Origin of the sequence: Streptomyces sp. NBC_00080 (assembly GCF_045041255.1) — a bacterium.
Lineage (GTDB): Bacteria > Actinomycetota > Actinomycetes > Streptomycetales > Streptomycetaceae > Streptomyces > Streptomyces coriariae.
Window position 1 is genome coordinate 6,409,139 of record NZ_CP108235.1, and the last position, 14,505, is coordinate 6,423,643.

Below are 14,505 nucleotides of genomic sequence, written 5' to 3' on the forward strand. Positions count from 1 at the left end.
CATGGAACCCGTACTTGAGGTGAACGGCCTGCGCGTCGAATACCGCGGTGACGGACGCACCGTCGTGGGCGCCGACGACGTCTCCTTCTCCATCGGCGTCGGAGAGGTCTTCGGCCTCGCCGGAGAATCCGGCTGCGGCAAGTCGACCATCGCCAACGCGGTGATGCGACTGCTCAAGCCCCCGGCGGAGATCACCGCGGGCAGCATCCGCTTCCAGGGCAGGGACGTCCTCGCCCTGAACGAACGGGAGCTGCGCGCCTTCCGGTGGCGGGAGATCGCCATGGTCTTCCAGTCGGCGATGAACTCGCTCAACCCCGTCCTGACCATCGGCGAGCAGATAGTCGACATCTTCACCACCCACGAGAAGCTGAAGAAGCGGGCGGCGCGTGAGCGGGCCGGCGAGCTGCTGGAGCTGGTCGGCATCGACCCGGGAAGGCTGAAGGCGTACCCGCACCAGCTGTCCGGCGGCATGCGCCAGCGCGTGGTCATCGCCATGGCCGTCGCACTCCACCCCCGGCTGCTGATCATGGACGAGCCGACCACCGCGCTCGACGTGGTCGTGCAGCAGGAGATCATGGCGCAGATCCGCGACCTCCAGCGGGAGCTGGGCTTCTCCATCCTCTTCATCACCCACGACATGTCCCTGATGGTCGAGCTGTCGGACCGCATGGGCGTGATGTACGGCGGACGGATCGTCGAACTCGCCGACGCCAAGGACCTGTTCGCCCATCCGCTCCACCCCTACACCGAGGCGCTGATGAACGCCTTCCCGCCGCTGACCGGCCCGCGCCAAGAGCTCACCGGCCTCTTCGACGCCCCGCGCACCGCCGACAGCTGCGGCTTCCACGTCCGCTGTCCCGAGGACCGCTCGGACTGCTCCATGAACATCCCCGACCTGCGCGAGATCGCCCCCGGCCGGTGGGCGGCCCAGAGTGCCCAGGGAGCCCCGCGATGACCCAGCCCCTGCTGTCCGTACGCGGTCTGACCAAGGACTTCCAGGTCGGCACCGTCTTCTCCCGGCGTCGTGTCCGAGCCGTCAACGACGTCTCCTTCGATCTCCCGGCTGGCCGGATCACCGCCCTGGTCGGCGAGTCCGGCAGCGGCAAGTCCACCATCGCCCGCTGTCTCGCCCGCCTCGAACAGCCCTCCGCCGGACAGGTGCTGCTCGACGGCCAGGACGTCCTGCGCACCGAGCGGCGCCGGGCGTCACGGGCGTACCGCCGCAAGGTCCAGATGGTGTTCCAGGACCCCTTCGGCTCACTCAACCCCGTCCACCGCATCGAGCACTTCCTCACCCGGGCGCTCGTCCTGCACGGCCACTCCGCCACACCAGAGGCGCTGCGCGAGCTGATGAAAACGGTCGGCCTGACCGAGGACATGCTCCAGTCCTACCCGCACGAACTCTCCGGCGGCCAGCGTCAGCGCGTCTCCATCGCTCGCGCGTTGGCGGTGGAGCCGCGCCTCATCCTGGCCGACGAACCGACGTCGATGCTGGACGTCTCCGTGCGCGTCGGCGTGCTCAACCTGATGCGGCGCCTGCGCGACGAGCGGAACATCGCCATGCTCTACATCACCCACGACCTGGGCTCCGCCCGCTACCTCGCCGACACCACGATGGTCATGTTCGCCGGCGAACTCGTCGAGGGCGGCGACGCGTTGGCGGTGATGGACGCCCCCGCCCACCCCTACACCCGCCTGCTGCTGTCCGCCGTACCCGACCCCGAACGGGCCGGCAGCTACGACCCCGTCGAGCGCGCCCGCCTGCGCGAGGCGATCCTCAACCCCACGTCCTGCCCCTACGGCGACGACGGCGCGTGCAGCCGCACCGACCCCGTCCGCCACATCGTCGGCGAAGACGACGGCCAGCCCCACTGGGTGCGCTGCCATTTGCGCGCACCCGCCTCCGACATCGCCCGCCGCGTCCTGAAGGCCACCGACCGGCCGGACGGCGAGGCCACCGACGCCACCGACGCCACCGACGTCACTGAGAAAGCGGAGACCACCGCCGCATGACCCACGACCTCACCCTCCCCTCCGGCAGCCACACCGCCGAGGGGCTGGCCGAACGCGCCCTGCGCGACCCCCACCGCCCCCGCTTCCACTTCACCTCGCCCGGCGGCTGGCTCAACGACCCCAACGGGCTGAGCCACTGGAACGGCGTCTACCACCTCTTCTACCAGTACAACCCGCTCGCCGCCGCCCACCACCGCATCCACTGGGGCCACGCCACCAGTACCGACCTCGTGCACTGGGCCGATGAGCCAGTCGCCCTGATGCCAGGCTCGGACGGCCCGGACCGCGATGGCTGTTGGTCCGGTGTCCTGGTGGACGACGGGGGAGTACCGACGCTCGTCTACTCGGGCAGGCACGGAGACCACGAACTCCCCTGCGTGGCCAGGGGATCGGCCGACCTGCGGTACTGGACCAAAGACCAGGCCAACCCGGCCATCACCGCCCCGCCCGAGGGCATCGACATCACGGCCTTCCGCGACCACTGCGTCTGGCGGGAGGGCCAGGTGTGGCGCCAGCTGGTGGGCTCGGGCATCCGGGGCGTCGGCGGAACGGCCTTCCTGTACGAATCCGACGATCTGCGCAGCTGGCGCTACGTCGGCCCCCTGCTGACCGGCGACGCCTCGCAGAACCAGGGCGAGCTCGACTGGACCGGCACGATGTGGGAATGCGTCGACCTCTTCCGGCTCGGCGAGGACGAGGAGGCCGGCAGCACCGACGTGCTGGTCTTCTCCGCCTGGGACGAGGGCACCACCCACCACCCCCTGTACTGGACCGGCCGCTACCAGGGCGACACCTTCAACCCGACCGCCCTCCACCGCCTCGACTACGGGGGACGCTACTTCTACGCCCCCCAGTCCACTCGCGACGAGCACGGCCGCCGCATCATGTTCGGCTGGCTCCAGGAGGGACGGACGGACGAGGCGAACGCACAGGCCGGCTGGTGCGGCGTGATGTCCCTGCCGAGGGTCGTCACGCTCGCCACGGACGGCGGCCTGCATCAGGCCCCGGCGCCGGAGCTGACCGAGCTGCGGCGGGAGCGCGTAGAGGTGGCTCCGGGCCGGCAGGCCGACCGGTACACCCGGCTGCCCGCCGTGCGCGGGGACCAGCTGGACATCGAGACGACCTTGCGTCTCGCTCCCGGAGCGACCGCCCGGCTCGTGGTCCGCGAGACACCGGACGGCGCGGAACGCACGGTCGTGGAGGTGAGCAGGGCGCAGGACGGAACGGGCGGCACTCTCCGCCTGCGCCGCGAGACCAGCAGCCTCGACCCGACGGTCGACGCCGAACCCCGGTACGGCGAACTGCCGTTGGACCCCGACGGCCGGGTCGACCTGCGCGTCCTCGTCGACCACTCCGCACTGGAGATCTACGCCAACGGGCGTGCCTTGACCGCCCGGATCTACCCCACCCGCCCGGACGAGGCCGTAGGCGTGGGTATCGGTGCCGACGGCGACGTGGCCCTGGAGCGGTTCGACGCCTGGCAGATGGCGTCGGTCTTCACCGACGGACCCCGGCCGCTGTGGCCGTGACGGTCTTACAGACGGCCACGGCCCGCGGGCTGGACATCCCGCGGGGCCGTGGCCCACCCTCGCCTGTTCTCCCTCAGGAGCCGCCATGAGCGTGTCCCGCCGTACCCTCCTGCTCGCCGGAGGAACCGCCGCCACCCTGCTGCCTCTCGGAGGCATCCTCCCCGCAGCACAGGCCGCCCCGAGCGCCGCCGGAGCGACCCCCGCCGCCACCCCGATTCCCGACCCCATCCCCGTCACCGGCACCTGGACCCGCACCTCCGACGGGGGCCAGAAGGCGGCCGCCGACAGTCGCGGGCCCGCCCTCGCCCTGTCCGAGCAGCAACTCGCGGCCAAGGGCACGTACGCGGCCCGCGTCACGCCCCAATCCTCTTCCGCCGTAGGCGCGTTGGTGTTCCGGGCAGCCCTGGACGGCTCGACCGGATACGCGGTCGCCCTCGACCCCGGCCGCGCCCGCATACGGCTCTACGACCTGGCCGACGGCGACACACTCGCCACCGCTCCACTTCCAGGCGCGCGGACCGCAAGACCCTATGACCTCGAAGTGGCAGTCGACGGGCCCGAGCTGACGGTGCATGTCGACGGCAAACGGCTCCTCCACACCGAGGACCACCGCCACGACACCGGCTCGGTGGGCCTGCTCGCCCAGGGCGGCACGGTCACCTTCGGCCCGCCGTCCCTCTCCTCAGTCACCACCAACCTCACCGGCTGGACCACGAGCGGCGGCACCTGGACGGCGAGTCCGCTGGGCTGGCGCGCGGCACCGACCCTGGGAGCCACCGCCCGCGCCCTCACCACGACCAAGACGTACGACACCGCGCTCCAGGCCGACCTGCTCCTGCACGACGCTTCCGCCATCGCCTCACTGCTGGTGCGCACCGACGCCACGGCCACGCACGGCTACGGCGTCCAAGTCGACGCGGACCAGGGCAGGCTGAGGCTCTACCGCATCGACGGCAACGTCACCCTCGGCACCTACGCGACCACCATCAAGGCCGACACGGTCTACCGCCTGCGCGTCGAAGCCGAACGCGACGAACTGCGCGTGCACTGGCAGACCAACTTCCTCTCTCCCGACGGCTATAGCCCCGTCATCACCGCCCAGGACTCCACCCACGCCAAAGGCCGACTCGCCGTCACGGCATCGGCTGGAGCGGTGTCCTTCGAGAACATCGCCGGGGCCGATCTCGCCACCGGCCTCCAGGGCTGGACGGCCCGCTCCGGCACCTGGACCCCCGACCTGCGCGGCATCCGCGGCGAGAACGGCCTGCGCACGGCCCCCTTCACCGACGGCGACCTGGTGGCGAGAGCCGACATCACACCCGGCGGCCCCTCCTCCTCGGCCGGCCTCGTCCTGCGAGCGTTCGCGAACGGCTCCGGCGGCTACGAAGCCCGCCTGGAAGCCGGCCGCAACGCCGTCGTCCTGCTGGACCGCTCCTCCGGCACCCGCCTCGCCTCCGCCTCCGGCCCGGTCCGGCGCATCACGGCCGGAGGCACGTACCGCGTCGAGGCCCGCGCGACGGGCAGAACCATCGAGGTGTACGTGGACGGCGTACGGGCGCTGAAAACCCGCGTGTCCCGCACCAAGGGCGCCGCCTTCGGCACCGCGGCCGCGCACGGGACGTCGTACTTCCAGAACGTCGAAGTCCGAAGCACCGCCGACCACTTCACCGAGCCGTACCGCCCCACGTACCACTACTCCCAGCTCACCGGCTCCACCAGCGACCCCTGCGGCCTGCTGCACCACGACGGCGAGTACCACCTCTTCCACCAGGACGAGGGCCGCTGGGCACACGCGGTCAGCACCGACCTCGTCCACTGGCAGCCCCTGCCGATAGCCCTGCCCTGGAACGCCTACGGTCACTGCTGGACCGGCTGCGCGGTCGTGGACGCCGACGACACCTCCGGTCTCTTCGACGGCGGCTCGGGCCTGATCGCCTATTACACGAGCTACCACCCGGACAAGCCGGGCGGGAACGCGAGCGTGCGCATCGCGTACAGCAAGGACAAGGGCCGATCATGGCAGCTGCACGGCGGCTCGAGTCCGGCCGTGCAGAACCCGGGCGGCCCGGACGCCGGCTGGACCTTCCGCGACCCGAAGGTCATCCGCGACGAGGCCCACGACCAGTGGCTGATGGTCGTATCCGGCGGCGACCACATCCGCTTCTTCACCTCCACCGACCTCCTCACCTGGACCCAGGTCAGCTCCTTCGGCTACGGCGACTGGGCCGCACCCGGGGTCTGGGAGTGTCCCGACTTCTTTCCGCTCCCCATCGACGGCGACGAGGACAAGGTGAAGTGGGTTCTCACCCTGAGCACCGGTGCCGTACGCGCCACGAACGGCTCGGCCGCCCAGTACTTCACGGGCGAGTGGAACGGCGCCGGCTTCAGTCCCGACCAGAAGGCCGGCACGGTCCTGCGCGCCGACTCCGGCCGTGACTACTACGCCGCCATGTCCTTCTACGGCCTGACCGACGACCGCCGCGTCTGGCTGGGCTGGATAAGCAACTGGGACTACCCCTTCAGCGCCCCGACCGGCGGCTGGAACGGCCAGCTGAGCACCCCCCGCGAACTGACCCTCACGGACACCGCCGACGGCGTACGCCTGGCGCAGCGCCCGGTCCCGGAGCTGGTCACGCTGCGCACGTCCACCACAACCCGCAAGAACCTCGCCGTCGGCCCCGACTCCGCGAACCCGCTCGCGGGAGCCCGGGGCACCGCCTACGAGATCGAGGCCGAGATCACCCTCGGAACCGCCACGGAGATCGGCTTCCGGCTCCGGACCGACGACGACCAGCACACGACAGTCGGATATGACGCCGAGGCGCACGAACTGTTCGTGGACCGCTCCGCATCGGGCCTGAGCGACTTCACGCAGTACTTCGCGGGCCGCACGACCGCGCCGATGAAGACGACCGACGGCCGCGTGACCCTGCGCGTGTACGTCGACTCGTCCTCGGTCGAGGCGTTCGGCGCGGACGGACAGGCCGCCGTGACCAGCCTGATCTTCCCCGGCCCGGACGCCGACGGCATGGCCTTCTACGCCAAGGGCGGCACCGCACACATCGAGTCGCTCAAGGTGCACAGGCTGGACAGCACCTTCCGCCTGGTGGATCGGGTGAAGCCGCTGGTGGCCGCCCCGGCCGGCGGTGAATTCCGCTCGAACCTCGGCAAGTTGACGATCACCCCCGCCGGCCGCTGGTCGACGGACAGCGCGGGCCGCGCCGGAAGCTTCGACAAGGACTCCAACGCGATCTCGGCCCGCACGGCGACGGACCTGGACCTCACCACTCTGGTCCGGCTCGGCGGCCCCGCCCCGGACACGGGCGGCGCCCTCTCCCTCCTCTGGCGCGCCTCCTCCGACGGCGCCGACGCCTACTGCCTCAACATCGACCCCGACCTACGCGTGATCCGCCTGGTCGCCAAGGCCAACGGCTACTTCGACGACGCCAAAGCCCTCGCCCGCGTCCCGGCTCTGGTCCGCCGCGGCACGACCTACCCCGTCCGCATCCTCACCGAGGGCGACCGCATCCAGGTGTTCCTCAACGGCACCCGGATCATCGACGTGACGGACACGACATACGCCGATGGCCACATCGCCCTGAATGTGTTCGGCGGGAGGGCGGCGTACCAGGACACCTACGCGCAGGAGCTGTGACCGCCGGTCAAGCCGACAAACAACCGCGACCGCGGAGACTCCGCCCTCCCCGCACTGGGGCGGAGCCTCCGCACGTGGGAAGGAGGATCCGCTGTACGAAGGTTCTCTCTCCTCGGCTGACCTGGGCGGACGCGGCTGCTTCTGTGATACGTGTCCAACTCGAAGACGCTCAGGGGCCATTGAGGGGCCACAAGGACAGGAACAGACCGACAAGCACTGCACAGGGCTGACACTGATCAGCACGTCTGACCTGCAAGAACAGCGTGAATCGGCAATGATCGACAAGGGCCGCCAAGATCCCCAAAGGACTCATAATCCGTCGGCCGTGGGTTCGAGTCCCACCCGCCCCACCTGTGCAGGTCTCTGACCTGCGGAAACGTTCATTTTTGGGTGTCGGGGCGTCAACTTCGCCTGAACGGACTGGATCCGCTGCTCGTGGGTTTGGGGTCCGGCGGTGCTCGGGGGAGCTTCAACCCTCTGACCTGCGGTGGAATAGGTGATCGAGGTTGTCGCTCGCCGTCCGGGCGGCTGCCCTGAGGGGCGATGCCAAGACGCAGGGGCCGTATAGGGGCCGAGACGGCGAAGTAGTGGGCGGACCGACGGTGCCTCCGGCCGATTCGCTGTCCCATTTGATGGGGTGCGAGTTGGGATCGCGCGGAGCGGGTGGATGCTCGGCACTTCGTGCGGTGGATGCGGATCGCGGACAAGCCGGTGCGCGTGCAGTGGCGGTCTCGCACCATGGGCGAAGCGGTGATCAGCGATATCAAGGGATCGCTCACCAACGGCTCGTGCGCCTCACCACGTTGCACATGGTCTTGCTTCAGGAGAGCCTGCATCCGCTGCTCCATGATCCGCCCCGAGCCCAGCCGGCGTGGCCGCCTGGTCGAGATCCGTGACAACCTCCCGGCCAGCATCACCGAGGCCGAACTCGATGGACAAGCTTGCACAGCTGGACGCCGAACAGAGCCGCCACAGCACCGCTGTGGACCTCGGCATCCCTACTTACCGAGAGATCGCCGGCCGGGACGGCACCTCACTCCTGCGACGGATGAGGCCCCCTCAGCACACCACGTGATGTGTGGAGGTACGCCCCGTGTGCAGTCGGTCCTCTCCGCCCGCACCGTCGTCTTGGTGTGGGCGGTCGGCTGCGCTGGATGGCGTGGCAGGCCGCCCGCGGAACTGGGCGGCTTGCCACGTGCTGCCAGCCGGGTGCCGAACGCCTCGGCCAGGTCCGGGCCCGGTGATCGCCGGGTACTGGCCGACGGAGACCACACCGGTGACGTCCGTGCGCTCGAACAGGGCGACGGCGACATCGGCGATGTCCAGGTGGGAGGCCCATGAGACGGGGAAGTCGGCCCGGATCGCGTAGGGCAGCACGCCGCGCTCACGGACCGAGTCGAGGGCGTAGGGCATGAGCAGGTTCTCCAGGTACGGCTCGGGCGCGATCACCGCATGGGACACGCCACTGTCGGTCAGGCCGGCAACCAGTGTCGCGGCGGCTCCGCCGATGGCGGGATCGATGGGGAAACCGCTGGTGGAGAACACCACGCGGGCCGGCTGGGCGGCACGGACGGCGGTGAGGATGTTGCCCGCGAAGATCCGGCGGTCCTCTTCCGAGGTGACCGGCAGGTGGACCGCGAAGTGGGGCAGGAGCGGGCCGACGAACGCGAAGGCGGGGATGCCGGCCTCGCGCAGTTCCGTGAGGGTGCGCAGTCGGCGGGAGGCGAGTGGCGCGCGCACCTCCAGCCAGCGGCTGACCTCGTAGTCCGCGGTGGTCACCGTCGTGCCGACCTCGGCGCGGGGCAGGCTGGTGAGCAGGTCGATGCCGCGGGTGACGACGGGGCGACTTGGTCAGGATGCGGACCAGGCCCGGGTACTCCCGTCTTCAGCTCGCGCAGGATGCCGCGGCTGAGCCGGTACTTCGTCTCGTGGCCCTGGTACGGGTCGGTGACCGAGCTGAGCAGCATCGTGCCGTGGCGCTTGTGCTCGGGCATCCGGGCCAGCTCCTCGCGGGCCAGGTCGGCGGCGTTCTTCTTCATGTACAGGTAGTCGCCCCACTCCCTGGCCGATCGGCCGAACTGCCGCCCCGCGAAGGAGGCGAAGCAGTACGCGCAGCAGTACACAGCCGGTGTAGGAGTTGATCACGTAGTCGTTCGACGGGGTCTTCGACTTCTGGATCAGGGTCTTCGCCTCGATCTCGACCGGTTCCATGACGGGCTTCCTCTCTGCTGTCGGCCGCCCGCGCCCGGGTCGACCTCGTTCCTGTGCCGTGCGCGGGGCGAGGTGACTGGACGCCAAATCTGCATCACATGGAACAATAATCTCTGGAAGTTGATTCCATGGAATCTAAATGGTTTGCTGGTGGGCGGCTGATCCGGGGCCTTCGTTGCCTGCTCCGGCAGGCAGGCCCTGTGAGCCTTCCGGCGGAGCGCGGCAATCACACTCCGGTTCAAGCGCGCCCTGGAGAGTCATCTTTGTCCCGATGTGAGGCTTTTAGGAGTGAGTGTCATGACTGTTCCCGCCTTCAACTCGGTCGCCTGGTTCGAGTTCGGCACCGACCAGCCGGAGAAGGCCAAGGAGTTCTACGGAGAGCTCTTCGACTGGAACTACGTCCTCAACACCAACACCCCGGGCGTCACCTACCACTCGGTGATGCCGCCCGGTGCCCAGCAGCCGGCGGGCGGCGTGTGGGAGTCCGAGGGCAAGTTCCCCAACTACGCGATCTTCTACGTCCTCGTCCAGGACGTCACCGCGACCGTCGGGCGCGCCGGCGAACTGGGCGCCGAGGTGCTCATGGAGCCGGTCTCCGACTCCGCGGGCTTCACCTTCGCCCGGCTGCAGGACACGGCCGGCAACCACTTCGGCGTCTTCTCCGCACCCGCCCCCTGACCGGCCGCGCAGGCAGCCGCACGGCACCCGCCGGATGACCTGTGCTGCAGCATGGCCGACGGCCCTTCTCCTTCCGCCCCTTTTCTTCTCGCCCCTTCCCCTGCCGGAGCCACCCGCAGGGTTCGCGTCCTCACAGTTCCCCGACCGGGAGGTCCCAGATGTCCGGCACCAGCGCCGTCGGCGAAAAGATCCCCGTCCACGCATACGGCGGCCCGACCACCCTGATCGAGTACGGCGGGCTCAGGTTCGTCACCGACCCCACCTTCGACCCGCCCGGCGAGTACCCCATGCCTCTCCCCGGTGACCACAAGCTCGTCAAAACCGCACCGTCGCCAGTCACCGCCGCCGACCTGGGCGGCATCGACGCCGTCCTGCTCTCCCACGACACGCACGACGACAACCTCGACAACGCCGGCCGCGCCTTCCTGCCCGAGGTCCCCGTCGTCTTCACCACCGAAAGCGGCGCCGGTCGTCTGGGTGGCAACGCACAGGGGCTGGCCTTCTGGGAGACCGCAGAGCTCTGGCGGCCCGACGGCGGCACCGTGACCGTCACGGGCGTTCCCGCCCGGCACGGCCCCGTCGGCTGCGAACCGGTCACCGGCGACGTCGTCGGCTTCATCCTCACCTCCGACGACCTGCCCTCGGTGTACGTCAGCGGCGACAACGCCGCCCTGGAGCACGTCAAGGAGATCGCCGGGAGGTTCGCTCCCGTCGACACCGCGGTCCTCTTCCTCGGTGGCGCCCGCATGGCCTTCGCCTTCGAAGGCGCCCTGCTCACCCTCGACAGCGCCCAGGGCGCCGAGGCCGCGAAGCTGCTCGGTGCCCGCCGGGTCGTCCCCGCGCACTACGACAGTTGGGCCCACTTCAAGGAAGGCCGACACGAGATCGAGGCCGCGTTCACCGACGCCGACCTCGCCGACCGCCTCGACTTCGCCCGATAGCCACCAACCCCGTACACGAACCCAAGGAGCAAGCGGCATGACCAGTTCGAACATCGACATCGCCCGCACCTATTTCCAGGCCGTCCAGACCGGAGACATGGCCGCTCTTGGCGACCTCCTCGATGCCGACATCGTCTGGCACCAGCCCGGCGCCAACCAGTTCTCCGGCGACCACAAGGGTCAGGGCGCCGTCTTCCAGATGCTCGGCAGCATGATGGAGACCAGCCGGGGCACCTTCGCCATCGACAAGATCCACACCCTCATGGGCAACGGCGACCTGGTCGCCGCCACCATCCACTTCACCGGCCGTCATGACGGCGCGTCGATGAGCATGGACGGCGTCGACCTCCTGCGGATCGCGAACGGCAAGATCACCGAGATGTGGCTCTTCTCCGCCGACCCGGCCGCCGAAGACGCCTTCTGGGGCTAGAACCATGGTGCCCGGGGCTGACTCGGCCCCGGGCACCCACGAGCCGTTCCGTACGCACACGAAAGGCACCCGCATGCGGAAGATGACCGGGCAGCAGTGGTGGGCGCTCGTCACGTACGGCACCCGCACCGGCAAGCCGTCGACCAGCCGCGCGCGCCCGGGAGACCGCACCAGCGCAGCATGCCATCCGGGTCCTCGGAGATCGTCGCGCGGCCCTGGAGGAGGATGAACGCGTACGGGGGCCGGTGCTCATCTACGCAGAGGGCGAACCGTCCGTCGCGGGCGAGGTTGCGGCCCTTGACCCTGTTCTTCTCGGTGGTGAGCACGATGTCGTCGCCGTCGAGGAGGAACCAGACCGGTGTCACGTGAGGGCTGCCGTCGCGGTACATGGGCGACGACCGTACCGAGGAGTACGCCGCACGCAACGGTGGCCCCGGCAGCTCCTCGTCCGGAGCCGCATCGACAAAGTCATTGCCTTCGCCGGTATCGCCGACCGAATCGTGGGCTGATGGGCCGGGGCCGGGGGCTGTGTTCATCCGGCCCCGGCTGATCAACCCACGGGCCCTGCCGAGCCGTCTCGGCTCACGATGCCGGTCGGCCGGGCTGCTTCGGCGCCCGCATGGCCGGCACCGGCGTCTGCGCGGCGGCCTTCCTCTCCGCGTCCAGGGCGCGTCCGGCCGCCCGCAGTGTGCTGAGGACCGCGGTCACCTCACGTACGGACTGCTCGGGAATCACCGACCCGATACGCAGTTCCAGCTCCTCCTCGAAGACCTTCAGCGCCCCGTCCACCAGCTTCCGTCCTTCGGGCGTCAGTTCGACGATCGAGGAACGGCGGTCGTTCGGATTGGCTCGCCGCTCACACAGGCCCGCCGCCTCAAGACGATCGACCACCTTGCTCGTGCCGCCCACCGTGATCGAGAACTCCTCCGCGATGTCCTGGATCCGCCGGCCGGGCTGCTGCCGCAGCAGGTGCAGTACCTCGAACGAGGTCAGCGGCAGGTCGTACGCTGCCCTCAATCGCCCCTCGATGCCATCCCACAGCTCGATCTCCAGCGAGACCAGCTCCCGGTACAGCAGCTTCAGGTCGGCGTCAGCCATCAGTCAGCTTCCGAAGAATTATCTTCCATGGACAGTTAATTGTAGGCCACTGCCATCCCCGTCCTGCGGGGAGCAGGCGTACGCGGAGCATCTGAAGCGAATCGATGGAGAGGGCGGGGCGTGATGACTGATCACCTAAAGGACCCGCAGGCCGTCTCCTGGGGAGAGCTGGCCGAGGATTTCGCCTCCACCGATGCCGGGAAGGACCAGATCCAGAAGGTGGCGCAGGCGATGGTCCTGGCCTCCTGTGTGCACCGCCTCGCCGAGTTGCGGAAGCGGCAGCACACGACACAGGTACAGGTTGCCGAAGCCATGGGTGTCACCCAGGCCCGTGTCTCGCGCATCGAGAAGGGTCAGTTGGAGCGCAGCGAGGTCGACACCCTCGCCGCCCTCGACTCCAGCACCGTCGACCGGCTCGCCCGCCGACACCCAGCGAGCCGTGCCGGGCGTGCGTCGAGCAGCGTGTGCAGCGCAAGGCTGACCAGTTCGCCGGGCCGGTCCCCGCGCAAGACCGCGGGCCGCCAACGCGCGGGCCGAGTACGTCGAGTGGGGCGGCTCTGTCCCGGCGACGTCCAGGCCGACGCCGTGTGCGAGCCGCGCCCCGAGGAGTCCGAGGCCGAACCGGGTGCCCCGGGAACTCAGGCCGGCCACGTTCCGCGCGGAGATCCGGCACACGGGTCCCGGTACGCCCAGTGAGGCGGACCGGCGACTGCGGTGCGAGGCGGAGGTGGCCACGCGGGCCGAAGCCCCCGTCGCCCCGGTCGTGGATCCTCGTTGGGGCTTCTTCCGGTCAGCCCTGCAGCTGCTCGGTCAGACCCAGCTGGCTCATGATGGCGCCGGTGTCCAGATAGGCGCGGCCTTCCTTGATCTTGTTGTCCTTGACCTCGTAGATGTCGCACGCGTGCACCGTGACGTGACGCCCCGTGGCGGGCACAGTGCCCGCGTGCAGGACCAGATCCCCGGTCTGCGTCCCACTGCCCGTGTACTCGACGACCACCGTGTCCCCCTGCGACGTGAGGTGGTCGAGGGTGAACTTACCGTCGGGCATCGCATCGAACATGGCCTTCGCGAGCTGGGTGAAGCCCTCAGGACCCTGCAGCGTCCTTCCGCTGCCCTCCTCGACGAGGGTGCAGTCCGGAGCGACGGACCCGGCGATGGAGTCGTAATCCCGGTCGTTCCACGCCCGGAAGAGATCGCGGACAAAAGTTTCGTTGTCAGTCATGGGAACCTCCACTCAAGAACATCCCTTTCTTTCCATGCTGACCCGCCGCGTCCGACCGTGCATTCGCTCTGGGACGGCGGGCTGTTCTGTCAGGGGAGGTCGCGGACGGTGACAGGGCTCACGGCTGATTGATCTTGAAATGGGTGAGGGCCTGGGGCCTTCTGGCTCGGTGCGGATTGCGTCATCTACGCGCACGCAGGCCGCTGCTGCCGGGGCTGTCAGCCCCGACCAGACCGTGCGGGGCACTGGCGTAGACCTTGAGAGTGCCGTTGGGTGGGGCTTGATCGACTCGTGGTCGGCGGCCACGATGGGGACGATCCGGTCGTCGTCTCCGTGCGCCACCAGCACCGGGATGTCGATCTTCAGGTTCTCGGTGAAGTCCGTCTCGGCGAAGGCCTCGATGCAGTCCGGGGCTCCCGTGGTGGAACTGCGACCGATCGGCGGCGACGCCGGCGCGGATCGCGTCGAAGGCCTCGACAGGCAGGCCCTTGGAGTTGTCCTCGGTCTTGAGTATCAGTGGTGGGAGCACCTCGCGGTCCGTTCCCGTTCCCATTCGCGGCCGGATCGCCGGGAGTCACATGGCGCTGATGCGGACGCGGCGCCCGCCGCAGACGGGTCCCACGTGGACGTGTGTGGCGCCGAGCAGAAGTGGACCGGCTCGCTCCCACGTGCCCCGCCTGACGCCTGACGCCTGACGGGCTGATGTCTCCTGACGCCTGGTGACTTGA

At 69.5% G+C, this 14,505-nt stretch carries 12 protein-coding genes and 2 pseudogenes; 8 read left to right on the top strand and 6 right to left on the bottom strand.

All coding sequences use genetic code 11. From position 1 onward, the window contains the following. Position 1 precedes the first annotated feature (1 nt). From OHU34_RS28595 to OHU34_RS28610, 4 genes are all read left to right on the top strand, one after another. Positions 2 to 955, top strand: a complete 954-nt coding sequence (locus OHU34_RS28595; protein WP_142264156.1) for an ABC transporter ATP-binding protein — start codon at positions 2 to 4, stop codon at positions 953 to 955. Then, positions 952 to 2,013 (top strand): ABC transporter ATP-binding protein, encoded by a 1,062-nt coding sequence (locus tag OHU34_RS28600; RefSeq protein WP_142264155.1) that lies wholly within the window; start codon positions 952 to 954, stop codon positions 2,011 to 2,013. Before OHU34_RS28595 ends, OHU34_RS28600 begins: the two co-directional genes overlap by 4 nt. Then, positions 2,010 to 3,542, top strand: a complete 1,533-nt coding sequence (locus OHU34_RS28605) for a glycoside hydrolase family 32 protein (RefSeq protein ID WP_142264154.1) — start codon at positions 2,010 to 2,012, stop codon at positions 3,540 to 3,542. The genes OHU34_RS28600 and OHU34_RS28605 overlap by 4 nt, the downstream gene beginning before the upstream one ends. A gap of 85 nt (positions 3,543 to 3,627) precedes the next feature. Beyond that, the gene (locus OHU34_RS28610; protein WP_405768943.1) at positions 3,628 to 7,197 is read left to right on the top strand and encodes a GH32 C-terminal domain-containing protein; all 3,570 of its coding nucleotides are present in this window, start codon (positions 3,628 to 3,630) and stop codon (positions 7,195 to 7,197) included. 1,059 nt (positions 7,198 to 8,256) lie between these two features. Here OHU34_RS28610 and OHU34_RS28615 read toward each other — a convergent pair. Next, positions 8,257 to 8,976 carry a hypothetical protein gene (locus OHU34_RS28615; RefSeq protein ID WP_405768945.1) on the bottom strand — a complete coding sequence of 240 codons (720 nt, stop codon included), beginning with the start codon at positions 8,974 to 8,976 and terminating at the stop codon, positions 8,257 to 8,259. Continuing rightward, positions 8,973 to 9,320, bottom strand: a complete 348-nt coding sequence (locus tag OHU34_RS28620; RefSeq protein ID WP_405768947.1) for a hypothetical protein — start codon at positions 9,318 to 9,320, stop codon at positions 8,973 to 8,975. Before OHU34_RS28620 ends, OHU34_RS28615 begins: the two co-directional genes overlap by 4 nt. A 385-nt stretch (positions 9,321 to 9,705) precedes the next feature. Between OHU34_RS28620 and OHU34_RS28625 the strand changes: the two genes are divergently transcribed. The 3 genes from OHU34_RS28625 (at position 9,706) to OHU34_RS28635 (ending at position 11,457) form a co-directional block, all read left to right on the top strand. Beyond that, positions 9,706 to 10,086: a VOC family protein gene (locus OHU34_RS28625; RefSeq protein ID WP_142264152.1), complete on the top strand. Its 381-nt coding sequence runs from the start codon at positions 9,706 to 9,708 to the stop codon at positions 10,084 to 10,086. A gap of 158 nt (positions 10,087 to 10,244) precedes the next feature. Next, on the top strand, positions 10,245 to 11,027 hold the full coding sequence (locus tag OHU34_RS28630) for an MBL fold metallo-hydrolase (RefSeq protein ID WP_405768950.1): 783 nt from the start codon (positions 10,245 to 10,247) through the stop codon (positions 11,025 to 11,027). 37 nt (positions 11,028 to 11,064) lie between these two features. Beyond that, entirely contained in the window at positions 11,065 to 11,457 is a 393-nt protein-coding gene (locus OHU34_RS28635; RefSeq protein WP_142264150.1) for a nuclear transport factor 2 family protein, read from the top strand. 149 nt (positions 11,458 to 11,606) lie between these two features. Here OHU34_RS28635 and OHU34_RS28640 read toward each other — a convergent pair. After that, positions 11,607 to 11,897: pseudogene (locus OHU34_RS28640) on the bottom strand (PPOX class F420-dependent oxidoreductase); the annotation flags it as partial. A gap of 142 nt (positions 11,898 to 12,039) precedes the next feature. Further along, entirely contained in the window at positions 12,040 to 12,555 is a 516-nt protein-coding gene (locus OHU34_RS28645; protein WP_230196864.1) for a MarR family winged helix-turn-helix transcriptional regulator, read from the bottom strand. 123 nt (positions 12,556 to 12,678) lie between these two features. Between OHU34_RS28645 and OHU34_RS28650 the strand changes: the two genes are divergently transcribed. Next, a complete protein-coding gene (locus tag OHU34_RS28650; protein ID WP_405768953.1) occupies positions 12,679 to 13,251 on the top strand; it encodes a helix-turn-helix domain-containing protein in 573 nt (190 codons plus the stop codon). A gap of 94 nt (positions 13,252 to 13,345) precedes the next feature. Here OHU34_RS28650 and OHU34_RS28655 read toward each other — a convergent pair whose 3' ends face one another. Beyond that, entirely contained in the window at positions 13,346 to 13,777 is a 432-nt protein-coding gene (locus tag OHU34_RS28655) for an ester cyclase (RefSeq protein WP_160166193.1), read from the bottom strand. Positions 13,778 to 14,204: 427 nt separating this feature from the next. Then, positions 14,205 to 14,303: pseudogene (locus OHU34_RS28660) on the bottom strand (alpha/beta hydrolase); the annotation flags it as partial. Positions 14,304 to 14,505: the final 202 nt, after the last annotated feature.